The 26,974-nt window shown below is 71.3% G+C and carries 24 protein-coding genes; 13 read left to right on the top strand and 11 right to left on the bottom strand.

The features are described 5' to 3' along the window. Positions 1–19: 19 nt before the first annotated feature. The 4 genes from F4561_RS29465 to F4561_RS29450 are packed head-to-tail and all read right to left on the bottom strand — an operon-like array spanning position 20 to position 5,163. Positions 20–1,963, bottom strand: a complete 1,944-nt coding sequence (locus F4561_RS29465) for an amylo-alpha-1,6-glucosidase (protein ID WP_184584970.1) — start codon at positions 1,961–1,963, stop codon at positions 20–22. Then, the gene (locus F4561_RS29460) at positions 1,960–3,300 is read right to left on the bottom strand and encodes an MGH1-like glycoside hydrolase domain-containing protein (protein WP_184584969.1); all 1,341 of its coding nucleotides are present in this window, start codon (positions 3,298–3,300) and stop codon (positions 1,960–1,962) included. The genes F4561_RS29465 and F4561_RS29460 overlap by 4 nt, the downstream gene beginning before the upstream one ends. Then, positions 3,297–4,112: a sugar phosphate isomerase/epimerase family protein gene (locus F4561_RS29455; RefSeq protein ID WP_184584968.1), complete on the bottom strand. Its 816-nt coding sequence runs from the start codon at positions 4,110–4,112 to the stop codon at positions 3,297–3,299. Before F4561_RS29455 ends, F4561_RS29460 begins: the two co-directional genes overlap by 4 nt. 4 nt (positions 4,113–4,116) lie before the next feature. Beyond that, the gene (locus tag F4561_RS29450; RefSeq protein ID WP_184584967.1) at positions 4,117–5,163 is read right to left on the bottom strand and encodes a zinc-dependent alcohol dehydrogenase; all 1,047 of its coding nucleotides are present in this window, start codon (positions 5,161–5,163) and stop codon (positions 4,117–4,119) included. A 207-nt stretch (positions 5,164–5,370) separates the two neighbouring features. Here F4561_RS29450 and F4561_RS29445 point away from each other — a divergent pair, with 207 nt between their 5' ends. From F4561_RS29445 to F4561_RS29425, 5 genes are all read left to right on the top strand, one after another. Then, positions 5,371–6,759, top strand: a complete 1,389-nt coding sequence (locus tag F4561_RS29445) for an ABC transporter substrate-binding protein (RefSeq protein ID WP_184584966.1) — start codon at positions 5,371–5,373, stop codon at positions 6,757–6,759. A gap of 522 nt (positions 6,760–7,281) precedes the next feature. Then, complete coding sequence (locus tag F4561_RS29440) at positions 7,282–8,283, top strand: carbohydrate ABC transporter permease (RefSeq protein ID WP_184584965.1); 1,002 nt, start codon at positions 7,282–7,284, stop codon at positions 8,281–8,283. Next, on the top strand, positions 8,280–9,146 hold the full coding sequence (locus tag F4561_RS29435; RefSeq protein WP_184584964.1) for a carbohydrate ABC transporter permease: 867 nt from the start codon (positions 8,280–8,282) through the stop codon (positions 9,144–9,146). Before F4561_RS29440 ends, F4561_RS29435 begins: the two co-directional genes overlap by 4 nt. Before the next feature lie 35 nt (positions 9,147–9,181). Then, entirely contained in the window at positions 9,182–10,357 is a 1,176-nt protein-coding gene (locus F4561_RS29430; protein ID WP_184584963.1) for an ROK family transcriptional regulator, read from the top strand. Further along, on the top strand, positions 10,354–11,241 hold the full coding sequence (locus F4561_RS29425) for a Gfo/Idh/MocA family protein (protein WP_184584962.1): 888 nt from the start codon (positions 10,354–10,356) through the stop codon (positions 11,239–11,241). The genes F4561_RS29430 and F4561_RS29425 overlap by 4 nt, the downstream gene beginning before the upstream one ends. 222 nt (positions 11,242–11,463) lie before the next feature. Here F4561_RS29425 and F4561_RS29420 read toward each other — a convergent pair whose 3' ends face one another. After that, on the bottom strand, positions 11,464–12,153 hold the full coding sequence (locus tag F4561_RS29420) for a TetR/AcrR family transcriptional regulator (protein ID WP_184584961.1): 690 nt from the start codon (positions 12,151–12,153) through the stop codon (positions 11,464–11,466). Between the two features lie 79 nt (positions 12,154–12,232). Between F4561_RS29420 and F4561_RS29415 the strand changes: the two genes are divergently transcribed. Together F4561_RS29415 and F4561_RS29410 are read left to right on the top strand one after the other, a co-directional pair. After that, on the top strand, positions 12,233–14,020 hold the full coding sequence (locus F4561_RS29415) for an ABC transporter ATP-binding protein (RefSeq protein WP_184584960.1): 1,788 nt from the start codon (positions 12,233–12,235) through the stop codon (positions 14,018–14,020). Further along, entirely contained in the window at positions 14,017–15,801 is a 1,785-nt protein-coding gene (locus tag F4561_RS29410; protein ID WP_184584959.1) for an ABC transporter ATP-binding protein, read from the top strand. Before F4561_RS29415 ends, F4561_RS29410 begins: the two co-directional genes overlap by 4 nt. 836 nt (positions 15,802–16,637) lie before the next feature. Here F4561_RS29410 and F4561_RS29405 read toward each other — a convergent pair. After that, the gene (locus tag F4561_RS29405) at positions 16,638–18,986 is read right to left on the bottom strand and encodes a M28 family peptidase (protein ID WP_184584958.1); all 2,349 of its coding nucleotides are present in this window, start codon (positions 18,984–18,986) and stop codon (positions 16,638–16,640) included. A 149-nt stretch (positions 18,987–19,135) separates the two neighbouring features. On the opposite strand from F4561_RS29405, the gene F4561_RS29400 reads away from it, so the two are divergent. From F4561_RS29400 to F4561_RS29385, 4 genes are all read left to right on the top strand, one after another. Then, the gene (locus tag F4561_RS29400; RefSeq protein ID WP_184584957.1) at positions 19,136–19,735 is read left to right on the top strand and encodes an ArsR/SmtB family transcription factor; all 600 of its coding nucleotides are present in this window, start codon (positions 19,136–19,138) and stop codon (positions 19,733–19,735) included. 135 nt (positions 19,736–19,870) lie between these two features. Then, entirely contained in the window at positions 19,871–20,605 is a 735-nt protein-coding gene (locus F4561_RS29395; RefSeq protein ID WP_184584956.1) for an NAD(P)-dependent oxidoreductase, read from the top strand. 33 nt (positions 20,606–20,638) lie between these two features. Continuing rightward, positions 20,639–21,499, top strand: a complete 861-nt coding sequence (locus tag F4561_RS29390; protein WP_184584955.1) for a sigma-70 family RNA polymerase sigma factor — start codon at positions 20,639–20,641, stop codon at positions 21,497–21,499. A 129-nt stretch (positions 21,500–21,628) separates the two neighbouring features. Beyond that, a complete protein-coding gene (locus F4561_RS29385) occupies positions 21,629–22,456 on the top strand; it encodes a DUF817 domain-containing protein (protein WP_184584954.1) in 828 nt (275 codons plus the stop codon). A gap of 59 nt (positions 22,457–22,515) precedes the next feature. Here F4561_RS29385 and F4561_RS29380 read toward each other — a convergent pair whose 3' ends face one another. The 4 genes from F4561_RS29380 to F4561_RS29365 are packed head-to-tail and all read right to left on the bottom strand — an operon-like array spanning position 22,516 to position 23,885. Then, positions 22,516–22,674 (bottom strand): hypothetical protein, encoded by a 159-nt coding sequence (locus tag F4561_RS29380; protein WP_184584953.1) that lies wholly within the window; start codon positions 22,672–22,674, stop codon positions 22,516–22,518. After that, positions 22,671–23,405 carry a maleylpyruvate isomerase family mycothiol-dependent enzyme gene (locus tag F4561_RS29375; protein WP_184584952.1) on the bottom strand — a complete coding sequence of 245 codons (735 nt, stop codon included), beginning with the start codon at positions 23,403–23,405 and terminating at the stop codon, positions 22,671–22,673. Before F4561_RS29375 ends, F4561_RS29380 begins: the two co-directional genes overlap by 4 nt. Next, complete coding sequence (locus F4561_RS29370; RefSeq protein WP_184584951.1) at positions 23,398–23,694, bottom strand: fumarylacetoacetate hydrolase family protein; 297 nt, start codon at positions 23,692–23,694, stop codon at positions 23,398–23,400. The genes F4561_RS29375 and F4561_RS29370 overlap by 8 nt, the downstream gene beginning before the upstream one ends. After that, positions 23,691–23,885: a cupin domain-containing protein gene (locus tag F4561_RS29365; RefSeq protein ID WP_184585402.1), complete on the bottom strand. Its 195-nt coding sequence runs from the start codon at positions 23,883–23,885 to the stop codon at positions 23,691–23,693. Before F4561_RS29365 ends, F4561_RS29370 begins: the two co-directional genes overlap by 4 nt. A 317-nt stretch (positions 23,886–24,202) precedes the next feature. Between F4561_RS29365 and F4561_RS29355 the strand changes: the two genes are divergently transcribed. Both F4561_RS29355 and F4561_RS29350 read left to right on the top strand, forming a co-directional pair. After that, on the top strand, positions 24,203–25,315 hold the full coding sequence (locus tag F4561_RS29355; protein WP_184584950.1) for an endo-1,4-beta-xylanase: 1,113 nt from the start codon (positions 24,203–24,205) through the stop codon (positions 25,313–25,315). Positions 25,316–25,474: 159 nt separating this feature from the next. Then, positions 25,475–25,822: a GatB/YqeY domain-containing protein gene (locus F4561_RS29350; protein ID WP_184584949.1), complete on the top strand. Its 348-nt coding sequence runs from the start codon at positions 25,475–25,477 to the stop codon at positions 25,820–25,822. A gap of 163 nt (positions 25,823–25,985) precedes the next feature. Here F4561_RS29350 and F4561_RS29345 read toward each other — a convergent pair whose 3' ends face one another. Next, entirely contained in the window at positions 25,986–26,924 is a 939-nt protein-coding gene (locus tag F4561_RS29345; protein ID WP_184584948.1) for an endonuclease/exonuclease/phosphatase family protein, read from the bottom strand. Between the last annotated feature and the right edge of the window lie 50 nt (positions 26,925–26,974).

The raw sequence follows: 26,974 nt of genomic DNA, 5'->3' as shown, positions 1-26,974 counted from the left end.
AGCTGGATGCCTGTCCGGGCTATGCCGCCCATTGCGGGTCGCTCGCGGCGGTCAGCAGCGCCAGCGGCGCGGTGGTGGACCACGCCTGGGGCGAGCAGGAGTGCGGGTAGCCCGCCGGTTCGGGGTGCTCGTCCCGCCCGTATCCGGCCAGCAGCTCCGGCAGGCGGTAGCCGTGCCGGGCCGCGGCCCGCACGAGGCCGGAGGTGAGCCGGTCATGCTCCTCCCGCAGGCCGTATCGGGCCAGGCCCAAGGCGATGAGCGCGTTGTCGTGGGGCCAGACACTGCCGCGGTGGTAGCTGAGCGGGTGGTAGGGATGCTGGCCGGCGGCGAGGGTGCGCACTCCCCAGCCCGAGAAGAAGTCCGGTTCCAGGAGCCGGCGCCCCACCGCCGCCCCCTCGCGCGCGTCGAGGATCCCGGACCAGAGCAGGTGGCCCGCGTTGGAGGCGAGCACGTCGGCCCGCTGGCGGTCGCCGTCCAGCGCGAGTGCCGGGAACCCGTCCTGGTCCGGGGATGGGAAGTCCGCCAGGAAGCGGTGCCGCAGGGAGGCGGCCGCCTCGTCCAGGTCGCGGGCGTACGCCCGGTCGCCCCAGACCCGCTCGGCCAGGTGCGCGGTCCGGCGCAGCGCGTCGTAAGCGTAGCCCTGGGCCTCGCACACCGCGATCGGGCCCGCCGCCGGGGTGCCGTCGGCAAAGCAGATCGCGTCCGCGGAGTCTTTCCAGCACTGGTTGGCCAGGCCAGCAGGGTCGGGGGAGTACACCAGGTAGCCGTGCTCGTCGAGCCCGCCGCTGGCGAACAACCAGCCAGCGGCGGCGCGGGCGTGGGCTTCCAGCCGCTCCGCGAGCGCGGTGTCCCCGGTCTGCTCGGTGTAGGCGTGCAGCAGGACGAGGAAGAGGGGGGTGGCGTCCACCGTGCCGTAGTAGCGGGCGTAGGGCACCTGGCCGAAGTGGCTCAGTTCGCCGTGGCGGACCTCGTGCACGATCTTGCCGGGTTCTTCGAGCCGCGCCGCGTCGTGGCCTTCTCCTTGGGTGGCCGCGAGCGCCCTGAGGGTGTCCGCGGCCGGAGCGGGTTGGTAGGGCAGCGCGAAGTACGCGGCCAGCAGCGAGTCCCGGCCGAACAGCGTGAGGAACCACGGCACCCCGGCTCCTGGCACCAGCGCCGGCTCGCCGTCAGGGCCGGCGGCCGGCACGCGCAGGTCGGCGAGGTCCGCGAGGCCCTGCTCGCACGCGCGAGCGAGCTCGGGGCGGCCGGTGAGCGCGCCAGGGCGCCGGGCGGCCTCCAGGAAGGCGCCGGTGTCCGCGGCGATCCCCGCGGAGACGGTACGGGGCGCGACGACGGCCGCCGGGTGTGCCGGCTGGTCCGCGACCGGCCCGTGGGGCGGTAGGAGGGCTACGGTGAGCGTCAGCTCCGCGGAACCGTGCGCCGGGACCCGCGGCGTCCAGTCGAGCGACGCCCCATCGGCTACGACCGTCACCCCGTGCGGGGCCGGGTCGGTGTGCAGAACGGTCGCGGCGTGCCAGGAGCCGCGGTGGTAGTCGAACCGGACTCCGGTCGGGGTCGGCTCGCAGGAGCGGTGCGCGCCGGGCTTGGCGTATTCGCGGTCGTCGGCGCGCAGCTCGAACTGGTCGGCGAAGTCCGCCGCGGCGTGGTAGCGCACACGCGCGGTGCGGGGTTCGCTCGTGTGGTTGACCAGCCGCAGCCGCTCGGCCAGGACCCCGGATCCGACCGCCTGCTCGCGGAACACGGCGTAGCCGGGAGGGCGGCCGCGCGCGCCTTCGGGAATCAGAAGACCGGGCGAGAGCACTTCGAGGTCGGCGTCGTCCACCCGCAACCGCCACATGCTGAGGTGGCGCGCGTCGCGGACGAACAGCCCGTCGGGGGACCGTCCGCTGGTGCCGCGGATGTCGCCCACATCGTCCAGCACGGCGAACACGCCCTGATGGACCAGCGTGGTACCGCCGGTCATGCGCTCTCCTGGGCCAGCAGGTCGAGGACGGTGGCCGCCGTCCAACTGAAGTCCCGCGCTCCCCGGCCCGCTCCGTTGAGCGGGTCCACGTACTCGGCGAAGCCGGTCTCCGCGGCCGAGGTGCGGATCTGCTCGCGCAGTGCGGCCGCGTCGGCGGCGGCTCCCTGCCGCAGCAGCCCGCGGTGGATCACCCACGAGACATTGAACCACCCGGGCCCGCGCCAGTAGCGGCCCGGCTCGAAGGCGTGCCCCGTGCGGTCGTAGCTGGGCACCAGGTGGGAGTGTCCGAGCCGGAAGCGTTCGCCGCGGGCCGTGCGCAGCAGCTCCCCGGCGACCGGAAGCCGCGGCACGGCCAGTGGGACGAGCCCCGCTGCGGAGCACTCGCGGATCCGCTCGCCGTCGACCAGGTCCCGGGCCAGGAAGTGCCCCATGTCCGGGTCGTAGAGCGTGTCGACGAGCGCCCGGGTGAGCGCGGCCGCGCGCGTCTCATGCCGCTCGGCGGGCAGGCCCAGCGCCCCGGCGATCCCGGCCAGGGCGTGCTCCGAAAGGATCAGCAACGCGTTCAGCGCCGGATCCTCGGCCGCGAAGGTGTGCGGCGCCGTGTCGTCGTAGCCGTGGTCGCGGTAGTCGGCGGCCAGGCGCAGGTAGCGGCCGTAGTCGAGGTCCGTTGGCCGGTCTCCGCTGGCCGCGTGGTCGAGGTCGCGGCGCTGGAAACTGCCGGGCGACCACGGGGTGACGCGGTCCAGGGGGCCGTCCCAGACCGGGCTGTTGTCCATGCCCGACTCCCAGGGATGCACGATCGCGGCCAGCCCGCGCCCGCCGAGGTCGCGCCGTTCGCCGAGGTAGCGGTGCCAGGCGACCAGCCGGGGGTACACCCGCGAGAGGAACCCGCGCCGCGCGGACTCCGCCGGGTTGGCGCGGTGCGTCTCCCACGCCGCGAGCGCGTGGACCGGCGGCTGGATGATGCCCGAAGTGCGCACCCCGGCGGGTGGCCCGGCGGCGGAGGCGCCCGCGTCCCAGAACTCGGGGCCGGGAAAGTAGGCGCCGGACGGCGTCGCCGGGTCGAACACGATGTGCGGCAGACGTCCGTCCGCCCACTGCGCGCCGAGCAGGGACTCCAGCTCCTGCTGCGCCCGGCGCGCTGAGACGTGCCGCAGCCCCAGCGTGATGAACGCGGAGTCCCAGCTCCACTGGTGCGGATACAGGCCGCGGGAGGGCACGGTCGATCGCCCGGTCCAGTTGCGCAGGAGCACGGCGGTCGCGGCCCGGCGCAGCTCGGCGGGGTCGGCGGGCGCGCCGCTGCGGGAGAGGGCGGGGTGTGTGCTGCTGGCGGTCATGCGGCGGCCGTCCGCAGGAAGGAGGGGATCGAGGCGACCGCGGCCCGCGGCTCGCCGCTGAGGCGGCACTCCACGGCGAGCTGACCGCCGTAGCCGATGGTGTCCAGGGCGGACAGGAACGCGGCCCAGTCGATGTGCCCCGCGCCGGGCTGCAGCCGGTTGGAGTCGCTCACCTGGACGTGCCCGATGAGGGGCCCGGCCGCGAGCACCGAGGCCGCGGGGTCGGCTTCCTCGATGTTCATGTGGTAGCTGTCGATGCCGATGCGCACCGCGTCGGACCCGGCCGCGCGGATCAGCTCGGCCGCCTGGTCGAGCCGGTTGACCATGTGGTCCTCGTAGCGGTTGAGCGGTTCGAGGAGCAGGGTGACGCCCTCGGCGGCGGCGTGCGCGCCCAGCTCGGCCAGCCCGGCAAGGAGGACCTGGCGGTCCTCTTCCTCGCTGCGGGGCGGCTCGAACGGGGGCAGGCGCCGGGAGAACATCCCGTAGGAGGCGGGTGTCTGCGCCGCGGTGCCGCCGATCTCGGCGATGACGCTGAGCTGGGACTTCATCTGCTCGATGGCGTCACGGCGCAGGTCGGCGTCGAAGGCGCCGAAGAAGTGCGGCATGTCGACGCACACAGTGGGCATCTCGACACCGTCGCGGCGGGCGGCGCGCAGCTCGGGCAGCCGCCCGCGGAACGCGAGGTCGGCGCGGCCGCGCAGCTCGATCCCGTCGTAGCCGGCGCTGGTGGCGAACTCCCACTTCTGCTGCAGTGTCTCGCCGGGCAGCAACTGCTCCTGGCAGGAGACGCGGAGGGGGCGGGGATGGGTCATCGGTTCAGAACTCCAGAACGATCTGCAGGGCGTCGGCGGGCCGCTCGTCGAGCAGCCGGTAGGCGCTCTCAGCCTCGGTGACCGGGACGCGGTGGCTCACCAGGGAGCCGGTGTCGACCCGGCCGGCGGCGACGAGGTCGAGGAAGGTCCGTTGGAGGCGTTCGACGGTCCAACGCCCGGCCAGCGCCGGCGGCACGCCGCCGATCTGCGAGCACACCAGCTCCACCCGGTTGTGGTGGAACTCCTCGCCGAGCCGCAGGCCCACCCCCTCGTCCTGGTAGAAGCCGGCGGCGACGACCCGGCCGCCCACCGCGACGCAGCGGAGCGCCTCGTGCAGGGCGGGGTAGGCGCCACTGATCTCGATCGCGGAGTCGGCCCCGGCGCCGCCGGTGAGTTCGCGGACGCGCTCGGCGACGTCGCGGGTGCGGGGGTTGAGTGTGGCGGCCGCGCCGAAGCGGGCCGCCGCGTCGAGTCGTACGTCCAGCGTGTCGACCCCGGTCACGGTGGCGCCGCTGAGCCCGGCCAGCCGGGTGGCGAGCAGCCCGATGACGCCCTGGCCGAAGACGGCGACCTGCTCGCCCAGGTGGATGCCGGCGGCGAGGGTGGCGTTGAGCGCGATCGCGCCGACGCGGGCGAAGGAGCCCGATAGGGGGTCGAGCCCGTCGGGGAGCTGGTGGCCGGTCAGCCGCTCGGCCGGGACGATGCCCTCGCTGCGGTGGCCCCAGATGCCCCACACCTGGTCGCCGACCTCGGGCACGCCCGGCGTGCCGGCCACGTCCGCGGCGACCTCCACGACCTCGCCGGCCTCGGAGTAGCCCCAGCCGGCGACGGGGTAGCGCATGCCGGGGTCGCCCTCGTGGAACAACCGCGACTCCGGGTCCCACGTCCGGGTGAGGTAGGGGTTCGTCCCGCGGTAGGCGGTGAGTTCGGTCCCGGCCGAGATCCCCGAGTACCGGGTGCGTACGCGCAGGTGCCCGGCTGGCAGTGCGGCGCGTTCGCAGTCGGCGACCTCGACCTGGCGCGGTCCGGTGAACTGGACGACTCGTTCCACGGGCTCCCCCGAGATAGGCGGCGTCCCCGACACAATGCGTGTCCGTCAGGCGTTAGTTCGGCAGTTTAGCGTACATTTTTCCGAACTTAAGTCTTGTAAGAATACAAAAGTCGTGGTTGTATACCTCCACGGTCGATGGGGGTGTGGCGCGCCCCACACCCCCCGGCCGCTGGTCCGTCTACCGATGACTGCCGCAAAGGGGAGCTGATGCGCCGGACAGCAGACCGGGTGAAAGCGCTCGCCGTGATCGTGGCCGCTGCTGTGCCCGTCCTCGCTTCCTGCTCGGCCCCGGAGAGAGACGGGTCCACCATCACCGTGTGGAGTCTGGAGAACCTCACCGAGCGGATGGCGGTCACCCAGGAGATCGCCGACGAGTTCACCGCGGAGACCGGGATCAGAGTGGAGCTCGTCGCGGTTGAGGAGAACGACCTCAGCCAGATGATCATGTCCGCGGCCGCCGCCGGGCAGCTTCCCGACGTGATCGGGGCGGTCCCCCTCGGCTCGGTCCGGCAGATGGCCTCCAACGACCTCCTGGACAGCAAGACCGCCGGCCGGGTCGTCGACGACCTGGACCCGGCCACCTTCAGCGAACGCGCCCTGGACCTCACCAGTGACGGCGGCGACCAGCTCGCGGTGCCCTCCGACGCCTGGACCCAGTTGCTGGTGTACCGCACGGACCTGTTCGAGGAAGCCGGACTGCCCGCGCCCACCACCTACGACCACATCGAGGAGGCGGCGCGGACGCTGCACGGATCCGAACTGAACGGGATCTCGCTGGCGACCGATCCCGGAGACGCCTTCACCCAGCAGAGCTTCGAGTACCTCGCGCTGGCCAACGGGTGCGAGCTCGTCGGCGAGTCAGGGGAGGTCAGCCTGGACAGCCCCGAATGCCGGCGCGCGTTCTCCTTCTACGGCGACCTCACCACCGACTACGCGGCCAGCGGCGCCCAGACCGTCGACAGCACACGCGCCACGTACTTCTCGGGGCGGTCGGCCATGATCGTCTGGTCGTCCTTCCTCCTCGACGAACTGGCGGGCCTGCGGCAGGACGCACTGCCAAGCTGCCCCGAGTGCGCGGACGACCCGCGGTGGCTGGCGGAGAACAGCGGGGTCGTGAACGCGATGCGGGGGCCGGACAGCGACGAGCCCGCGCAGTTCGGGGAGGTCACCTCATGGGCCGTCACCACGACCGCGCACAGCGGGTCAGCGCGCAAGTTCGTGACCCACATGTTCGACGACGGGTACCCGGACTGGTTCGGCATGGCCCCCGAAGGCAAGTTCCCAACCCGCAACGGCACCCCCGACGACCCCGAGCGGTTCCAACGTGCGTGGGAGAACAGCGAAATCGGGATCGACCACCGAGAACCGCTCTCGGAGGTGTTCTCCGAACAGACCGGCGAACAGCTACGCCAGGGAGCCGAGCGCATGGGCCGCTGGGGAATCCCCCAGGGACAAGGCGAGCTCGTCGGCGCCACACTCGGCGAGCTCCCCGTCCCGCGAGCCGTCAACGCCCAGGCCACCGGCCAGATCGGCGCGGCAGAGGCCGCGCGCCAGGCCAACGAGGACGTCGCCGCGATCCAGAACTCGCTTCAATGACCGTGCCCATGTGCCACGACCGTCCGAGGCAGTGTTTTCTGGGCTCGCTGGCGCTCGCCTGGTCGGGCGCCTGGAGGCCGGGAACCTTCGGGCACCTCCGGTGTGGCGCCCAATCGGCTCCGCCACTCGCGGGCGCCCCACCTGCGGACCTTCCAGAACCCCGGCGGCGCCCGACTGTGTTTTTTGGGCTCGCTGGCGCTTGCCTGGTCGGGCGCCTGGAGGCCGGGAACCTTCGGGCACCTCCGGTGTGGCGCCCAATCGGCTCCGCCACTCGCGGGCGCCCCACCTGCGGACCTTCCAGAACCCCGGCGGCGCCCGACTGTGTTTTTTGGGCTCGCTGGCGCTTGCCTGGTCGGGCGCCTGGAGGCCGGGAACCTTCGGGCACCTCCGGCGTGGTCGCTCGTCCCTCGCTCCCACCCCTCCGGACCCTCAGAACCCCGGCGGCGCCCGACCCACCCTCAGCGGCCAAGCACTCCGGAAAACAGCCCCGAGACGTAGCGGACCCCCAGCCGAGGACACCCGATGACCACGAAACTCCCCGAACCCCGCACCCACGAGCGGCGGCATCCGCCGCAGCGCACCCGCCGCGCTACCCTGGCCGCGCGGGAGAACCGCGCGGGACTGGCGTTCGTCTCGCCCACGTTCATCGTGGTGCTGGCGGTCGTCGTGCTCCCCATCGCCTGGACGGTCCTGCTGGCCTTCCAGCGTGTACGCCTGGTGGACATCCAAACCACCGGCCTGTTCGGGAACTGGACGCTGGACAACTTCGCGCAGGTCTTCCTCTCGCCCGGCTTCTGGACGTCGCTGTGGACCACCCTCGCCTACACGGTGGGCACCACCGCCGGCTCCATCGCCCTCGGGCTCGTCGCCGCACTCGCCCTGCGGCGCCCGTTCCGCGGCCGCTCCCTGCTGCGCGGGTCGATGCTGCTGCCGTTCGTCGCCCCGGTCGTCGCCATGGCTTTCGTCTGGGAGGTGATGCTCAGCCCGGAGTACGGCATCGTCAACGAGTGGGGTGCGCGCTATCTCGGTTGGGACGCTCCCATCGCGTTCCTCAGCCAGCGAACGGCCGAGCTGGAGATCCTCGGCCTCAGCATCCCCATCCCCGTGGCGCTGCTGACGGTCATCGCTTTCGAGAGCTGGCGCTACTTCCCCTTCGCGTTCCTGTTCCTGCTCGCCCGGCTGCAAGCGGTACCGAGCGGCATCGAGGAGGCGGCCATGGTCGACGGCGCGACCCCGCTGCAGCGCTTCCGGCACATCCTGCTGCCGCAGCTCATGCCGGTACTCGCGCTGCTGGGCGTGCTCCGGTTCATCATGTCGTTCAACAAGTTCGACGACGTCTACCTGCTCACCGGAGGCGGCGCGGGCACCGAGGTCGTCGCCGTGCGCGTCTACGACTTCCTCACCGCGCGGTTCGACGTCGGAGCCGCGGCGGCCCAAGCGCTCGTCCTCGCCGTTGTGCTCATGGTGCTCCTCGGCGTGTACTTCCGGTTCTTCGCCGCCAAGGTGCAGGAGGAAACCCAGTGACCCGCGCCCAACTCGAAGACAGGATCCTCGGTGTGCTGCGGTGGGTGGTGATCGCCTTCCTCGCGGTGATCACCCTCTTCCCCTTCTACTACATGCTGATGCTGTCGGTGCGCCCCATCGATTCGCTCCTGCTCGACCCCGGCCGGATCTGGGTGTCGACCACGGAGTTCACCATCGAGACCTACCGGGCCGTGCTCACCTCCACCGAGGAGGGGGGTCAGGGCTTCCTGCGCCTGCTGCGCAACTCGGCGCTGGTCTCGCTCGGAACGGTCGTGCTGACCCTGCTGGCGGCGATTCCCGGCTCCTACGCGGTCAGCCGCCTCAGGTTCTTCGGCGGCCGCAAGGTGAGCACGCTCTTCCTGGCGCTCTACCTCTTCCCCGCCACCCTGCTCGCCGTGCCGCTGTTCGTCATCTTCGCCAAGATCGGCCTCCAGGGCAGCCTGGTAGGGCTGGCGATCGTCTACATCGCCCAGACCGTCCCGGTGTCCATATACATGCTGCGGAACTACTTCGCGACGATCCCGAAGAGTATCGAGGAGGCGGCCGCGCTCGACGGCTGCTCCCGGCTGGCCATCATCACCCGGGTGATCCTGCCGCTGGCTACGCCATCGCTGATGGCCACCGGCCTCTACATCTTCATGATCTCCTGGAACGAGTTCCTCTTCGCGCTGCTGTTCCTGGCCGCCGACCCCGAGGTGTGGACCGTGTCCCTGGGACTGCAGCAGCTCGCCGGCGGCATCGAGGTGCCCAAGACGGTCCTCATGGCGGGCTCCGTCGTGCTCACCCTCCCCGTTGTGCTTCTTTTCTATCTGGCCGAAAGGATGCTCACCGAAGGGCTCACCACCGGAGCCGACAAGAGCTGAGCCGCACGCACCACACGATGGACAAGGGAGTCCCAATGGCCGAGGCACCCGCGAGTGCCGGACACATGCTGGAGCTGATCCGCTCGGGGAAGGCGCGAACCCGGCGGGACCTGCAAAGCCTCACCGGGCTTTCCCGGTCAACGGTGCTGCAGCGCCTCGACCTGCTGACCGGTGCCGGCTGGGTACGCGAGCACGGCGTGGCCTCGTCCACGGGCGGGCGCCCGCCCACCCGGCTGGAGTTCAACGAGGAGCACGCGGTCGTGCTCGCCGCCGACCTCGACACCACGCACGCCCGCGCGGCGGTCCTCGACCTGGCGGGCCGCACCCTCGCCGAGCACACCGCTCCGTTGCGCGTCTCCGACGGGCCGGTCCCCGTGCTCGACACCCTCGCCGACTGGTTCCGCTCGCTGATCGGCCAGGCGGAACGCGGGACCACCGAGGTGTGCGGGATCGGCCTGTCCGTCCCCGGGCCCGTCGAGTTCGCCACCGGCCTGGTGGTGCGCCCGCCGATGATGGCCGGCTGGGACGGCTACGACATTGGCGCGCACCTGAGGTCCGGTTTCGACGTGCCCGTGCTCGTGGACAACGACGCCAACATGATGGCGCTCGGCGAGCAGGTCGCCAGCTATCCCGAATGCCCGGCGTTCGTCCTCGTGAAGGTCTCCACCGGGATCGGCGCCGGCGTCATCATCAACGGGGAGGTGTACCGCGGAATCGACGGCGGTGCCGGGGACATCGGACACGTGCGCATCACCGGCGCGGCCGACGCGCTGTGCCAGTGCGGGTCGTACGGCTGCCTCGCGGCCGTCGCCAGCGGCAGGGCGCTCGCTGCCGCACTGACCGACGAGGGCGTGCCCACCCCCTCGGGAGCCGGGGTGCGCGAGCGGCTGCGGGCCGACCACCCCAGCGCGGTGCGCATGGCCCGCGAAGCCGGGCAACAGGTCGGCGAGGTACTGGCCACCGTCGTCTCCCTGCTCAACCCGGAAGTGCTGATGATCGCCGGCGACCTCGCCGACACCCACTTCGTCACCGGGGTGCGCGAGTTGCTCTACCAGCGCGCCCTGCCCCGGATCACCCGGAACCTGAAGGTCGTCACGGGCGAGCTCGGCGACCGGGCCGGGCTCCGCGGCACCGGGCACCTCGTTACCGAGTACCTGTACGCCCCCGCCCAGGCGGACACCCGACTCGCGGAAGGACACGCCACCGGATGAACGACACCCCCGTGCGGGTCGGACTCATCGGCGCCGGCCCATGGGCCGCGGCGATGCACGCCCCCATGCTGGCCACCGGAAGCGAGACCAGGCTCGCGGCGGTGTGGGCCCGCAGGCCCGAGGCGGCGGACGCCCTGGCCCGGCGGTTCGGGGCGGCCGCGGCCGGTTCCGTGCCCGAGCTGCTGGAGCGCTGCGAGGCGGTGGCCTTCGCGGTGCCGCCGGCCGTGCAGGCCGACCTCGCGCCCACCGTGATCCGCGCGGGACACGCGGTACTGCTGGAGAAACCCCTGGCACCCACCCTGGAGGGGGCGCGGCGCATCGCCGAGGCGGTCGCCGAGGCCGGCGTGGTCTCGCAACTGGTGCTGAGCAAGCGCTACCACCCCGCCACACGCGACTTCCTCACGCGGGCGAGGACCCTGTCCCTCACCGGCGCCCGCTCGTGTTACCTGCACGGAGCCTTCCTCGGCGGCGAGTTCGCCACCGGGTGGCGCATGGAGCACGGCGCACTGCTCGACCTCGGCCCGCACCTGTTGGACCTGCTGGAGGCGGCGGTGGGGCGCGTCGCCGAGGTGCGCGCGGTCGGCGATCCGCGTACCTGGACCGAGCTGACCTGCCTGCACGAGAACGGAGCGGTAAGCCAGGGGTCGCTGTCGGGCGCGGTGCGGCTGTCCGGCGCCCGCACCCGCGTGGAACTCTACGGCCCCGACGCCGAGCTGGAGTTCGACAGCGCGCACCTCGACCCCGCCGAGAGCTGGCCGGTGCTGCGCCGGGAGTTCGCGGCAGCGGTGCGGACGGCGAACCCGCCGGAGCTGGACGCCTCCCGCGGGCTGCGGCTGCAGGAACTCCTGGACGCGGCGTCGCGGAGCATCGCCGGGAACGGTTAGCGCCCGCGCTCCGCCCGCCGCGGCGGCACAGGAGCGGTCCGGGGAGTGCTCACCGGTCGCCGCCCCGGGTGTGCCGGGCGCGGGGCCCGCTGGTTCCGCGGAAGCGGCCCTGGGGCGCATTGAGGGTGTCGGGAGGGCCATTCTCGGCGCCGGCGGGGTCCCCGCAGCCACCTTCGGTGCCGAACCCGTACAGCTCGTGACCGTCCGCCCGGTACCTCGTGGTCAGCCCACCTCGCCCCCGCCCGCCCTGGAGCTGCCGTTCTCCTCGGGCGCTGCCGGGCGGCGCAGCATGTCGCCCATTCCCGTGCGCAGCCACTCGAAGGTGTTCTCGGCCGTGACCACGGCGTCGGGGTAGACGTCATCGGGCGACTCTCCCCCAGTGACGCGGCGGAAGTTCTCGCCCGCCAGTACCTGCTGGGTGGCGTGCAACTGGGCGGCCACCAGCCGGGCGCTCAGGCGCGAACTGTCTTCCTCCAACAGGGCTTCGGCCAGGCGCGCGCGCGTCATCTCGGTGTACTCCATCTGGCGGACGGCCAGCGCCGGCGTGCGGTCGACCAGCCGCTGGATGCGCATCACCAGCGGGTGCGCGCTGAGGCCGAGCATGGGCTGGCGTTCGGCCAGGCCGGTCAGCACGTAGTCGCGCATGGCGTCGAGCGGCGTCTGCCCGGGTGCCCTGGTACGTACAGCCTCGGCGGGCTCGTCGATGTGGTGCTTGCCGAAGCCCAGGACCAGGTCCTCCTTGACGGTGAAGTAGTTGAACACCGTCTTCTTGGAGACTTCGGCGGCCTCGGCGATCTCCGCTACGGAGACGTTGTCGAACCCGCGCTCCTCGAACATCTCCAGGGCGGTGAAGGCCAGGAGTTTCCGGGTCGCTTCCTTCTTGCGCTCGCGCAGGCTCTGGTGTGTGTCCACAGCGATACTCTACCAAGGATATTATTCCTCTCAATATAAAATTATACTCGGAGTAATTTCTAGTGCTAGGGTCGGATCCATGCCGACAACGACCCCCGAGGGGGATCCTCCCGCGGCCCTGGTGCCACTCCTGCGCGTGCGGTTGCGGCCCTACGCGGCCCCCACCGCCCTCCTCCTGCTGCTCCAGCTTGTCCAGGCCCTGGGACTGCTGTTACTGCCCACGCTGCACGCGGACATCGTCGACAACGGGATCGCCGCGGGAGACACCGGTTACATCCTGCGCCGCGGCGCGGTCATGCTCGCTGTCACGTTGGTCCAGGCCGCGGGAGCGGCCGCGACCGTCTACCTGGGCGCCAAGGTGGCCATGGGGCTCGGCCGCGATCTGCGCGCGGCGCTGTTCGACCGGGTCCAGGGGTTCTCGGCCCGCGAGTTCGCCGGCTTCGGCGCGCCCACGCTGATCACCCGCACCACCAATGACGTGTACCAGGTCCAGACGCTGGCGTTCACCGCGCTCACTCTGATGGTCACCGCGCCGCTCATGGGCGCGGGCGGGGTCGTGCTGGCGCTCCGCCAGGACGTCGCCCTGACCGGCGTACTGGCAGTGGCGATCCCGGTGCAGGTCGCGGCGATCAGCCTGATCATCCTCCGGATGGTCGGGCCGTCGCAGCTCATGCAGGGCCGCATCGACGCGGTGAACCGGGTGTTGCGCGAGCAGATCACCGGTATCCGGGTGGTCCGCGCCTTCGTCCGCGAACCCCACGAGCACGAGCGTTTCGCCAGCGCCAACACCGACCTGATGGCCGTGGCCGTACGGCTGGGCCGGCTCCAGGCGTTCTTCGGCGCGTCCGCCATGGCGGTGGCCACCCTCGCGTCCGTCGCGGTCCTCGCGCTCGGCGGCCCCCGGATCGTCGAGGGCGCGATGCAGCCGGGCGCGCTGATCGCCTTCCTCACCTACCTGTCCCAGATCCTCGGCGCCGTCATGATGGCGATGAGTGTGTTCGTCCTCGCGCCTCGCGCCGAGGTCGCGGCGGGCCGCATCACCGAGGTGCTGAGCACCGAGCCCTCCCTTCCCGAGCCGAGCGAGCCGGCCCGGCGCGCGTCCCGCCCGCGCGGACCGGCCGGCTCGGGAAGCCTGGACATCGCAGGGGTCAGCTTCGGCTACCCCGGCGCCGAGCAGCCGGTGCTGCGCGGTGTGGACCTCATCACCCGGCCGGGAGAGACCACAGCCGTCGTCGGATCCACCGGCGCCGGCAAGACGACCCTGGTCAGGTTGGTGGCCCGGCTGCTCGCCCCCGACGAGGGAACGGTGCGCCTCGACGGCACCGACCTGCGGGACATGGACCGGCGCACCCTGGCCGCCACCGTCGGTCTGGTGCCCCAGCGGGCCTACCTGTTCTCCGGCACCATCGCCTCCAACCTGCGCTACGGCGACCCGGACGCCGATGAGGCACGGCTGTGGCGGGCTCTGGAGACCGCGCGGGCCGCGGACTTCGTCCGGGCGATGCCCGACGGCCCGGACACCGCCGTCGGCCAGGGCGGCATCACGGTCTCGGGCGGGCAGCGCCAGCGGCTCGCGATCGCCCGCGCCCTGGTCGCCGAGCCACGCCTCTACGTCTTCGACGACGCGTTCTCCGCCCTGGACACCGCCACCGACGCCGCGGTCCGTGCCTCCCTCGACGCGGCGGTCGGTGATGCCGCCCGGCTGGTCGTCGCCCAGCGCGTGTCGACCATCCGCACCGCCGACCGGATCGTCGTGCTCGACGCCGGCCGCGTGGAAGCGGTGGGCACGCACGACGAGCTGCTGTCCGCCAGCCCCACCTACGCCGAGATCGTCGACTCCCAGCGCATCCCCGAGGAGGCCGCGTGAGCACAGCAGAGCAGCAGGACAAGCAGCCCACCGACTTCCCGCGCACCGGGCGGCGGCTGCTGGCCTGGCTGGGGCGGGAGCGCGCACCGCTGATCGCGGTGCTGGTCCTGGTCGTTGCGGTCAGCGTGGTGAACTCGGCGTCGCCGCTGCTGCTCGGGCGGGCCACCGACAACTTCATCGGCGTCGCCCGAGGTGAGGCGGATACGCTCGCGCCCGCCTGGTGGATCATGGGTGCCCTGACCGTCATGGCGGTGCTCGCGGCGGTGGGCCAGGTGGCCCTGGGACGGGCGACCACCGCGGTCACCCAGCGGGTCGCCTTCCGGCTGCGCGAGGAGGCGGAGGCGAAGCTCGCGCGGCTGCCACTGGCGCACTACGACTCCCACTCGCGCGGCGAGGTGCTTTCCCGCGTCACCAACGACATCGACAACCTCGCCCAGACGACGCAGGGGATCCTGACCCGGCTCCTCAGCTCGGTGCTGATGTTCGTCGGGTCGTTGGCGATGATGCTGGTGATCTCACCGCTGCTGACCGTGATAGCGCTGGTGGTGGTCCCGGTGACGCTGTGGGCCGTACGGGCGGTGGGGCGCCGCGCCCAGCCGGAGTTCGACCGGCAGTGGGCGGCCACCGGGCGGCTCAACGGGCACATCGAGGAGGCGTTCACCGGCCACGAACTGGTGACCGCCTTCGGGCGGCACGAGGAGTCGGCGCGCGACTTCCGCGAGCACAACTCAGCGCTGCACGCCTCCGCCGTCCGGGCGCAGTGGGTATCCGGACTGATCGCCCCGGTGACCACCCTCCTCGGCAATGTCGGCTACGTCCTTGTCGCGGTCGCCGGTGCGTTTCGGGTGTCCTCGGGAGCGCTCAGCATCGGCGACATCCAGGCGTTCGTCCAGTACGTCATGCAGTTCAACCAGCCGGTGCGGACGCTGGCGGCGGTGGCCGGGCAGATCCTGTCGGTGGTGGCCTCGGCGGAACGGGTGTTCGAGCTGCTGGACGCCCCGGAGGAACGGCCCGCTCCGGAGCGTCCCGCGCGTCCGGAGGGTGACGCCGGACGGGTCGGCTTCGCCGACGTGTCGTTCCGCTACACCGAGGACGAGCCGCTGATCGAAGGGCTGTCACTGGAAGTCGCGCCCGGCTCCACGGTGGCGATCGTCGGCCCCACCGGGGCCGGAAAGACCACGCTGGTCAACCTGGTGCTGCGGTTCTACGAGCTGGACAGCGGAACGATCACGGTGGACGGCGCCGATACCGCCTCAATGGACCGCGCCGAGCTGCGCGGGCGGATCGGAATGGTGCTCCAGGACACCTGGCTGTTCGGCGGCACCATCGCCGACAACATCGCCTACGGAAGGCCCGAGGCGACCCGCGAGGAGGTCGTCTCCGCCGCCCGCGCGGTGCACGCCGACCAGATGATCCGCACCCTGCCCGACGGATACGACACGGTGGTCGACGACGAGGGCGACGGGCTCAGCGCGGGCGAGCGCCAGCTCATCACCATCGCCCGCGCGTTCCTGGTGGCGCCGTCCATCCTGATTCTGGACGAGGCCACCAGCTCGGTGGACACCCGCACCGAGATGCTGGTCCAGCAGGGCATGGCCAACCTGCAGCACGGCCGTACCTGCTTCGTCATCGCCCACCGGCTGTCCACCATCCGCGACGCCGACCAGATCCTGGTGATGGAGCGCGGTCGCATCGTGGAACAGGGGTCGTTCCGCGAGCTGCGGGCCGCCGGGGGTGCCTACGCCCGGCTGCACGACGCCCAGTTCGCGGCGGCGACGTAAGGGGCGCGTTCGGGTGTCTGCGGGGCCGCTCTCGGCGCTGCTCATCGCCGACGCTTCTATGCCAATTGGTGGGGTGGCGGGTGGTGGGGTGAGAGGGTGCCCGGTTTGGTGCCCATCGGTGTGGCGGGGTGTGGGGTGCCGCATCCGACGAGGGCAGCGAGGACGGTGGTGGGTCAGCCCGCGGTGGCCGGTACGGGTGCCCGGTGGTGGGGCTTCCAACGAAGCAGCGACGAGAGCGGGTGGGCCAGATGGGCGGTCACCGGTGCGGGCGCGTGTGGGGGCATCCCGCACCGAAGGTGACCGTGGGGACATGTTCGGCGCCGAGAATGACCACACAGTCACCCTCGATGCGCGCCCCGCCGCCGGACGGGAGCACCGGCGCCCTCCGGGGCCACTATCCGCAGGACCTGCGGGCCTTCGCCGCCCCCGTTACGTGCCCCACCACCGGGCACCAGCTACGACCACCACGAGCCGGCCCACCCACCGTCCTCGCTGCCCCCGTTGCGTGCGTCACCATCGGGCACCCGCACCGATCACCTGGGGCCGGCCCATTCGCCGCCTTCGCCGCCTCGTTGGATGCGTAACCACCGGGCACCAGCTACGACCACCACGAGCCGGCTCGTTCACGGTCCTCGCCGCCCCCGTCTCGTGCGCGACCATTCGCGGCCAGCACCGGATGAACGTACCCCTATCCAGGGCGCTCGCCCCGCCACACCAAAAACATGAAACTCGACAAGCGGACCCCCGCGAACAGCGGCGGCCGACGGGGCCTCTGCTCCGGAAAGTGTGCCGGGCCGCGACCGCGGCCCGGCACCGCTCAGGGGATGCGGGCCCCACTACCACTCGTGGGTGTGGCTGACGATGATGCTGTCCGTGGGCGCGCCGCCCCCGGCGGGTTCCATCACGACGCCGTCAGGGCGCTCGCTGTACCCGGGGACCTCCGCCAGGCCGAAGCTGACGTCCGAGACTCCCAGTTCGGGCCGCTTCTCGTCGGTGAACCGCAGGGTCAGCTCGACGTCGCCCTCGGGCGGGTTGTGCATCGTGACCTCGTAGGGCCATTCGGCGGCGTCGTCGCCGGCGGCCTCCATTTCGGACAGCTCCGTCGCGGGGAGGTCGGGAACCGTCACGGTGCCCTCCGCGATGGGCCGATCCAGGTGCAGGATCAGCATTTCGGCGGAGCGCTGGGTGTGCAGTACCAGGTCGAGGGTGAGCGTGCCGTCCCCGGTACGGGTGTCGGCGACCTCGATCTCCGGGGCGGGCAGGGACAGCGCCGGCGCATCCCCTGTCCAGGCGGGGTTCGACCGCGTGGGGGCGGGTATCGAAAGCGGGTCCGGGTCACGCTCGTCGGTCACGTAGTCCGCGGCCCACGCGTGCGGCCGGGAACTGTCGCTGGCCCACACGGCCTGCTCGGTGTCGGCGTCCAGGACGTAGTACAGGTTCGCTGTGTAGGGGTGCTCCTCGTCGAAGGTGTCCACGGCCAGCCCGGTGGCGGTGAGCGCGGCCGTGAGCAGGCCGGCGGTCAGTGGGACCAGGATCGGGCGGGGGCCGCCTGATGCGGGCACGGCCATTGAGACGAGCGGTGCGACCAGGAGGGCCGCCATGGCGAAGCACAGTGCCCCCGCGGCCCCCAGCCCGATTCCCATGACCGTGGTGATGATGTATCCGGACAGGGTCAGCAGCAGGGCACCCGGCAGTACCCCGGTGGCGAGCAGGGCGCAGCGCAGCACCGGGCGGTGCGCGCCGGCACGCCAGGCGGCGAACGCCCCGGTACTGGCGGCGAGCGCGGCGATGGTGCCGAAGTAGGCCATGGGCGGAAGCGCCACGGCCAGGGTGAGTCCCACCAGCGCTGGCCACAGCAGCGCACCCACGACCAGAGCCTCCTCCCGGAGGCGGCGCCGGGCGATGAAGTAGCCGGCCCAGGCGACGGTGGCGCTCAGCGCCAGGATCGCCCACCGGTAGAACTCCGGCTGGTAGGGGTCTCCGGAGACCATCCCCGCGTAGCCCGGCCGCACCTGCAGTAGGAGCTGCCACAGACCCCAGGCGGCTCCCATGCTGACGGCGATCGCGAGCAGGCCCGTGAGTACGCCGCCCAGCAGGTGGGACACGTTGACTCGGGCGCGCAGGCGGGTCAGTACGGCCAGGGCCGCCACGCCGGCCACGGAGAGCAGCGCCAGGGGGAGGACCAGGAACCCGGGGTAGCCCAGAACCTGGCCGAAGACGGTGAAGAACGTGGTGTCGGACTCGGCGCGCAGCTCCGCGATGTCGCGGTCGACGATCGTGTCGGCCATCGCCAGGGCGTTGACGCCCTGGTGGTGCAGCGTCTTGGGGGCGAAGTTGTCGAGGGTGTCGCTCGGGTGGTGGTAGTAGGCCCGGCCGTCGAGCGGGCTGAACTCCATGCCGATGAAGCCGGCTTCCTCCAGGGCGGTGAAGTCGCTGTTGAACGGCGCCTCGGCCCAGAGCGCGGCGAAGCCGGACTCGCCGGCCGGGTACGGCACCGTGTCGGCCCATTCGCTGACCAGTTCGGCGTTTCCGGAGGAGGTGTTGTACAGCGCCGAAGGCCCGGCGTTGCCCGCGCCCTCCAGGTTGAGCACGACACCCCCGTCGGGGGCGTCGGGGTGGTGCTCGGCGAACGCCTCGGCCCCCAGAAGTCCGGGCTCCTCGCCGTCACTGAGCAGGAAGACAACGTCGTTGCGCGGCTGCTCGCGTTCGGCGAGCACCCGGGCGATCTCCAGGATGGTCGCCACACCCTGCAGGTCGTCGGTGGTGCCGGGGGTGGTGGGGGTCGTGTCGTAGTGCGCGGCCAGGTAGACGCGGCCGGTGGGGTCGGTGCCGGGCAGGGTGGCGACGACGTTGTCGACCCGTCCGGTCTCGGCGACGGTCCGGAAGGTGCGTGCCCCGACGTCCTGCTGGACTTCGGTCTCCAGACCGAGGGACTCCAGGTGCTCGACCAGGTAGTCGCGGACCTCCGCGCTGTTCTGGCTGCCGATCGGGGCCGGTTCCTCGCCCACGATGCGTTCCAGGTGCGTCCACGCGCGGTCGGTGTCGAACTCCGTTTCGCTCGCGGGCGGCGCGACATCAGGGAAGCGGTGGTGGGCGACCAGGCCGGCAGCCACGACGGCGGCCACGGCAAGGAGCGCCAGCATCGCGGCGATCCGTGCGCGGCGCGAGGGGGAGGCCGGTTCCATCAGTCACCTCTCAGGTTGGAGTGCGGCATGAGTACATAGTGAATTATGCACAGATATCTTTGCAAGCTTTTTTGTGCACCTCTCTGAGGTGCGGAGAAGCGTAGAGTGTAGGTCTTGCACAGATAGCTGTGCACAGCTAGCGTTGCGGCGTGGACGATGCGCCCGAGATCTACGAGCTGACCGACCCGGCGGCACTCAAGGCGCTGGCGCACCCCCGGCGCCAGCGCATCCTGGAACACCTCGCGTGGTACGGGGCGGCGACGTCCGCCACCCTGGCGCGCGCCCTCGGCCTGAACACCGGAGCGACCAGCTACCACCTGCGGGAACTGGCCCGGCACGGATTCGTCGAGGAAACCCATTCCGACGGCGCGCACGGCCGGGAGCGGTGGTGGCGCCCGGCAAACCGGGACATCCGCTTCCCGGCCCGCAGCGAGCAGGACACCAGCGTCCGATCGGTGCTGGACGAGATGGGCCGGCTTGCCATCGCCCGGGACATGGCAGCCTTCCAACAGGCCCAGGAAGCCCAGGAGGCGGAGGACGCGTCCAGCCCGTGGCTGGACGCGTTCCCCTACTCGCGCGGGCTGATCCGAGTCACGCCGGGGGAGCTGAAGCAGTTCTTCGAGGACTACATCGCGCTGCTGAACCGCTACCGCCGCCCGGCCGAGGAGATGCCGGCCGACGCCCGGGTGGTACTCACCCGCTTTCTGGCCTTCCCCGCTCCTCCCAAGGAGCCCGACGAACCCGACTGAGCGGCAACCGCGACCGGCGACCTGAAGCGGCAATTCCACCACCCATGACGCGCCGGCCTCACACTCGGCCGGTGCCGATCGTCCCCTCGGGCAGAGAGCGCGGAGCGGCCGCGCTTGCCACCAGGAGGTCGACGCATGAGAGTCGCCATCTTCGGTGCCAACGGAGGCACCGGTCGCATCCTCACCCGCCAGGCCATCGACGCCGGGCACGACGTCGTCGCCGTTACCCGGCACCCCGGTGAGTTCCCCCTTGCGCACGACCGGCTGGCCGTTGCCGAAGCCGACGTCCACGACCCCCGGGCTGTCGCCCGGGCAGCGGAAGGAAGCAACGCGGTGCTCTCGACGCTCGGTGTCCCGTTCAGCCGCAAGCCGATCACCGTGTACAGCAAGGGCATCGCGAACATCACCGGGGCCATGGCACGGCACGGGATCCCCAGGATCGTCGCGGTCAGCTCCTCGGCGACCGAGCCGCACCACCACGCCGAGGGCGGCTTCCTACTCAACCGGGTCGTGCAGCCGCTGGTGACCCGCACCATCGGCAGGACGACGTATGCCGATATGCGCATCATGGAGCGGCACCTCGAAGAGTCCGACCTCGAATGGACAGTCATGCGGCCCAGCGGGCTCTTCCACACGCCCTCGGTCACCGCCTACCGGCTGCAAGCCGACCGCGCCGACGGCGTTTTCACCTCTCGGGCCGATCTGGCGGCCAGCATGCTCGCCCAGCTCGCCAGCTCAACCTGGGTCCGGCGGAAGGTCGCCGTCACCACCACGGAGGGCACGCCGACACTCCTCGACATGCTCCGCGGCGAGGCGCTGGGCCGCGCCCCGGAGCAGGGCGGCCCGGCAGCGGACATCCACCATGCCTGACGCCGCCGTGCCCGGTCTGGCAGCGTGGTGACCGTGCCGAGCTCCGAGGAGCGCATCGCCGCGGTCTGGTCGCGCGACCGGCGTTACCTGCACGCCGTCGCCGCGCGCGTGCTCGGCGACCGCACCGAGGCCGAGGACGTCGTCCAGGACGCGTTCGCGCGCCTGGCCCTGCAGCCGGTGGACGCGCTCGACGACCCGCGCGCGTGGCTGCTCGTTGCGGTCCGGCGCCTGGCGCTCGACCGCCTCCGGTCGGCGCGTCTTCGGCTCTCCGAGCCCACCGACACGGCTGACCTCGCCGCGCGGACTCCGGACAGCGGAGCGGACCCCGCCGACCGGGTCACGCTCGATGACGAGGTCCGCAGCGCGCTCGGCCTGGTTCTCGACCGCCTCACACCAGCCCAGCGGACCGTGTTCCTGCTGCACGACGTCTTCGGTGTCCCCTTCGACGGGATCGCCGAACTCGTCGGCCGCACACCGGCCGCCTGCCGGCAACTCGCCCGCCAGGCCCGCAAGTCGGTCCGCGGCGGTGCCCGCCAGCCGGCGGCGACCCCGGTGCCCTCGGAGGCGTCGACGCTGTCCGCGGTCGCGAAGCGGTTCGCCGACGCGTGCGCCGGCGGTGACCTCGACGCGCTTGCGCGGCTGCTGGATCCGCGGGTTTCCGGCTGGGCGACCATCGGCGGCAGGCGCGTGGGCCTCGCCGAAGGTATCGCGACGGTCGCGGAGCGAACGCTGCGCTTCCTCGGGCCGGGAAGCGGTTGGCACCTCACCCCGATCCCGCTGGACGAGGGCGTCGGACTACTCGTGACCCGCCGCTCCGAGCCCGTCGCGGTGGTCCGCCTCGACGTGCGCGAGGAGCGGGTACGCAGCCTGCACGCCGTAGTGCTGGAGCGCTGACCGGCGTGCCCGGCGCGCCCGCCACCGGCCCGTTCCGTCCGGGACCAGGCCGGCTATCGAACGTTCCGCGAGACACGGCCGTGACGTGTCGGCCGCAACGCAGCCGTGCCAACGTGCATCGAACGACATATGCCCCCTTCCCGGAACCTGTCCTGGAAACTCACCCAGTTGGTGCGTTTCGCCTGGCTGGAAGCGCAAGCGTGTGCGTTCGCGGTAGCACTGTTCGCGGGACTGGCGCTCTCGGCGGTCGTGCCACTGCCCATCCCCCGCTACGACGCGCTGCTGGTCTACGGGGTCGCGCTGACCCTCGCCTTCTGGCTGCTTCGGCTGGAGACCGGGCGGGAGGTACTCGGCGTCCTGGGATTCCACGTGGTGGGGCTGGCCTTCGAGCTGTTCAAGGTGCGGGCGGGCTCCTGGAGCTACCCGGAGCCGGCCTGGACAACCATCGCCGGGGTGCCGCTGTACAGCGGCTTCATGTACGCCGCAGTGGGCAGCTACGTCGCCCGGGCCTGGCGGCTACTGGACCTGGACCTGGTGCGTTACCGCTCCGCGGCCACCGGGGTGCTCGCTGTGCTTATCTACGCCAACTTCTTCACCCACCACTGGCTGCCCGATGTCCGGTTCCTGCTCGCGGCGGGGATGATCGCGGTGACATGGGGAACCTGGGTGTACTTCACCGTCGGTGGGGTGCGCTACCGGATGCCGCTGTCGCTGTCGTTCGTGCTGATCGGCTTCTTCCTGTGGGTGGCCGAGAACGCCTTCACGATCTTCGGGGCCTTCCGCTACCCGCACCAGCTCGACGCCTGGGCCATGGTGCACCCCGCCAAGTTCGGCGCGTGGGCACTGCTGGTCACGGTGTCCTTCGTGCTGGTAGCCGCGTGGAAGACGCGGCGCGGCCGCACCAGCGCCCGCGGTACTGCCGCCCCGCGGGCGAGGGTGCGGCCGGCCGCGCCGTAAAGGTGAACCGCGTGCGACGCCGCGGTGCGTGTGCGCTGGTCTGGAGAGAACCGCCCCTTTCAAGGCGCCCTGGGGCACGCGCGCGGTGCGGGGCACGTGTCCAGGGCCTTGGGCCACTGGTCTCCGCCCTCGGCGGACGACTCGGCCAGGGCATGGGCGTCCTCCACGGTCTGGCAGGCTCCTTGGGCCAGGTACTGCGGCGTCTTCGACGTGGTCACAGCCAGTTCGGCAGGTCAGGAGGGACCGCGTCGCCGGGGTCGACACCGGCGGGAGGCGGGGCGCGGCCGGTCAGCCAGGCGGTGAGCGCGGCGGCGGTACCGTGGCAGGTGACCGGGTGCCTCCCCGCTCCGGGGGCGTCGCGCCCGGGCCAGCCGGGAGAGCGGTCCAGGGCGTCCAGCGCGATTCCGGCACCATGGCTGCGGCGTTCCCACAGGTCGAGGACGTCGTAGGCGATCGCGTCGAGCAGGTCCGCCGGCAGGTCGGCGAAGCCGGCCCCACCCAGGTCAACAGTGTGGATCCAGACCTCGCGGCAGCGCATCCAGGGGATCTCGGTGGCCGGAACGGTGCGGCCCTGGGCGGTGACGACCCGGGACTGCCACCGGTCGTCGGGCAGGGAGGCCAGGTCGGCGCGCAGTTGCTCCGCGGACTCGACGGCCAGCGCGCGCAGCTCCTCCGCGGGCAGGGCAGCACCCTGCTCGATCTCGGCCGAGCGCGTTTCGGCGTCGGGGTACATGGGAGTCTCCACCCCGGTGCGCGCCCAGTGCACCAGGCGGTCCAGCGCACGCGCGTTGTATCCCACGTGCGCGACCACGTGCCGCCGGCTCCAGTTCGGCAGCAGCGAGGGGCCGTCCAGGTCGTGGTCGGACAGGTCCGCCAGGGCCGTGTTGAAAACCTCGGTGCCCCGGTCGAGCCAGGCGAGCCGGGTTCTCGTGGCGGGGTCCTCAGCCATTGCGCTTCTCCCTGCGAGCGGTGTTCGCCGGTTCACCGATGCCGCCGACCCGGGTGACGACCTTGGAGCCGTCCTCGATGTAGCGCGGGGGCGTGCGCGCGTGCCCCACCCCACCGGTGGTGCCCGTGGCGATGACGTCGCCCGGGTTGAGCGTCAGGATCGAGGAGATGCACTCCACCAGCGCGGCCGGGTTGAAGACCAGGTCGTCGGTGGTGGCGCTCTGGACGGTGTCGCCGCCGGTCCGCGCCGCGGTGGTCGTGCCGTTCAGGCGCAGGCTCGCCAGTCTCATTCGGTCTCCTTCTCGGCAAGGACGTGGTCCTGGTGCGGGGCTTCGAAGGTCGGGGTGTCGCTGAACCGGAAGAGGTCCAGTGGGCTCTCGGCGCCCATGCCCAGTCTGACCCAAGAGAGCACGATGAACAGGTCACCTCGGGTGACGGCGCGTTCCTGGCCGCCGAGCCGGACCACCCCCTCTGCGTACACCGGGGGCCGGAACCTCCACATGGATGTGCGCCGGGCGGTACGGGTGGCGTCCGGCGGCCCGCAGCAGCCGACCGACCGGGCATGAACCCGAAGCGGCCCCAGGACCAGGCGCGGACCGGAAATTTCGAAACTTTTCGGTTCCGTAGGAAATGTATGGGGCGGTGCACTTCGCCACAGTGCCATTGCGGCCGGGGAATGCGGCATGCGTGCTGTGGTCGACCCTTGACGCTTTGCTGGGTCGGAGCTTAATGTCCGTTGGATAATTGTCGGAAGTTTTTCGGAAACTTTCGAGTTCCCGGCGGAACTGGAGTCCCCCAATGCACACGGTTCGCCTTGTCACCACCACACTCGCCGCCGCGGCGGTCTCGCTACCGCTGGCAGCCGTCCCGGCCGCGGCTTCTCCCCCCGACCACTCCAACGCCAAACACAACAGGCTGCGCGTGGCCGCTCCTGAAGACCTCGTCATCGGCACCGCGATTGCCGGCGGCGGCCACCACGCTGACCAGGACTACCCCGACCCCTTCACCTCCGACAAGAAATACCGCAAGACCGCGGAGCGCCAGTTCAGCTCGGTTACCGCCGAGAACCAGATGAAATGGGAGTACATCCACCCCGAGCGGGACAGCTACAACTTCGACACGGCTGATGCCATCGTCGACTTCGCCGAGCGCAACGGCCAGGACGTGCGCGGGCACGCGCTTCTGTGGCACAGCCAGAACCCGGATTGGCTGGAGGAGGGCGACTTCTCCGACGAGGAGCTGCGCGCAATCCTGCGCGACCACATCACAACCGTTGTCGGCCGCTACGCCGGCCGGATCGAGCAGTGGGACGTCGCCAACGAGATCTTCGACGACGACGGCAACCTGCGCACCGAGGAAAACATCTGGATCCGCGAGCTGGGACCGGAGATCATCGCTGACGCCTTCCGCTGGGCGCACGAGGCCGATCCCTCCGCGGAGCTGTTCCTCAACGACTACAACGTCGAGGGCATCAACGCCAAGAGCGACGCCTACTACGAGCTCTCCCGGGACCTACTCGCGCGGGAGGTGCCACTGCACGGATTCGCTCCCCAAGGGCACCTGAGCATCGAGTACGGCTTCCCCGGCGATCTCGAGGACAATCTGAGCCGCTTCGACGAACTCGGCCTCGCCACGGCCATCACCGAGATCGACGTGCGTATGGAGCTACCCGAAGACGGCCGGCCCACTGAGGCGCAGCTGGAGCAGCAGGCCGACTACTACCAGCAGGCGCTGCGGGCGTGCCTGAGCGTCGACGGCTGCGACTCCTTCACGATCTGGGGCTTCACCGACAAGTACTCCTGGGTCCCGCACACCTTCGAGGGGGAGGGGGCCGCGACGGTGATGAACGACGACTTCGTACGCAAGCCCTCCTTCTTCTCCCTGTTGTCCACGCTGAAGACCGCCAAGTAGGGCGGGAGTGTCGCCTTCAGGGGGTTCCCCAAGGGAGGGCCGGCGCGTGCTCGGTACGCGCCCGCTCTCCCCGCCGGCCGCCACTGGCGGCGTTCCGCCTCCGCCCAAGGCTGAGAATCCCGTTGCGGTATCTTCTCGCCCCGGTTAGGTTCCTTCCTTATGCGTACCAGCTTGCGCCGTGATCTCAAGGCGGCGCTCAAAGCCCGGGACCGCGTCTCCATCACCGCGCTCCGTTCGGCGTTGGCGGCCATCGAGAACGCCGAGGCGCTTCCCGCTGATCACCTGCGGCGAACCACCGAGAACGAACATGTCGCGGGAGCGGCGGCCGGCGTGGGGGCCACGGAAGCGGAGCGCCGTCAGCTCACCGATACCGAGCTGCATGCGATCGTCGAGAAGGAAGCGCACGACCGGTCGGCTGCCGCCGGCGAGTATGAGCGACTCGGTCGGCACGACCGTGCCGAGAGCCTCCGATCGGAGGCGGACGTGCTCAGCCGCTACCTGGGCTGAGCCCGGCAAGTCCCGCCATGCGTCCGAAGGGGAACCTTGCCGCCCGCTCGACAGCAACCCGTCGCGGTACTCCACGGGCTCCGAACAGGTCCGCACTCCGCCCCGCCGCATGGGATGAACGGCGCGGGGAACCACGGGCCCCGGCCTTTCCCAACGGAGTCCTTTAGGACCGAGAAGCTGACATCTGCACTGTGGCGGTGACGAGGCGGTGGTCGGTGTGTTGGCGGCCAGGGGCCGGGATGTGCACGCGGTAGGTGTCGGGCACCAGCTCCACGAGCTCGTTGCGCAGAATCCAGTCGATGAGCAGTCCGCCGTCGCGCTCGCCCCTGGTGTTGGTGGTCCCCACCAGAGTGTCGTCCGGGCGGGCGCCGCGCTGGTGCCAGTCGTCCTCGGCCAGGGCGTACAGGCCGGGATTGTCCTCGCGCTGGCCGGTCTCCGGGTTCCAGGCACCGATGAGGGTGTCCACTGCGCGCGTGTCGGCAACCCAGGGGGTGCCCGCACCTCCGGGCTGCCATGCCTTGCGGCGTAGCCGTTGGGGTGCTCTTTCCCGCACCCTGTCCCAGTCCCTGTCGGGCAGGTGGGGCCCGCTCGCGGTGGCGTTGAGGTCGCCGGCCACGATCGTGGGCACGTCCTGTCTGGCCTGCGCGGCGAGAATCTCGGCCTCGGCGAGGCGGCGCGTGGCCGAGGAGAAGTGGAAATGCTGCAGGCGCACCCGCAGATCGGGGGGATCACTGGGCCCTTTGCCGCTGTCCGCGAGAACGAACTCGGCGGTGTTGCGGAGCGCGGTGTTGGTGCAGGAGTGCTCGTTGGCCCACGCGGTCAGCTGCAGCCGGGCGGTGTCGTAGACGAGCGCGGGCGGGTGGTCGCTGCGATCGAGCCAGCCGATCTCGATCGCGTAGTGCACACCGAACATGCGGGACAGGGCGAGCGCGGCGGCGTACTTGCCGCGGCCCAGGTTGGCCCACCATTGCACCGCCTCGTTGATCATGATCAGGGCGGGAGGATCGGATACGTCGGCGAAGACGTCGCCAAAGCGGGTGAAGTCGAAGTCGCTCGACCATCCCTGCTGGATGTTCAGTAACGCGAGGGGCAGGTTCGTCATCGTGAGCGCCTCTCATGTCGGCTGGCGGAACCAGAACGGAATCCTCGGAT

The sequence above is a fragment of the Lipingzhangella halophila genome (assembly GCF_014203805.1).
Lineage (GTDB): Bacteria > Actinomycetota > Actinomycetes > Streptosporangiales > Streptosporangiaceae > Lipingzhangella > Lipingzhangella halophila.
The sequence above is the reverse complement of the archived record's forward strand: the minus strand, read 5'-3'. Positions and strand labels throughout refer to the sequence as shown.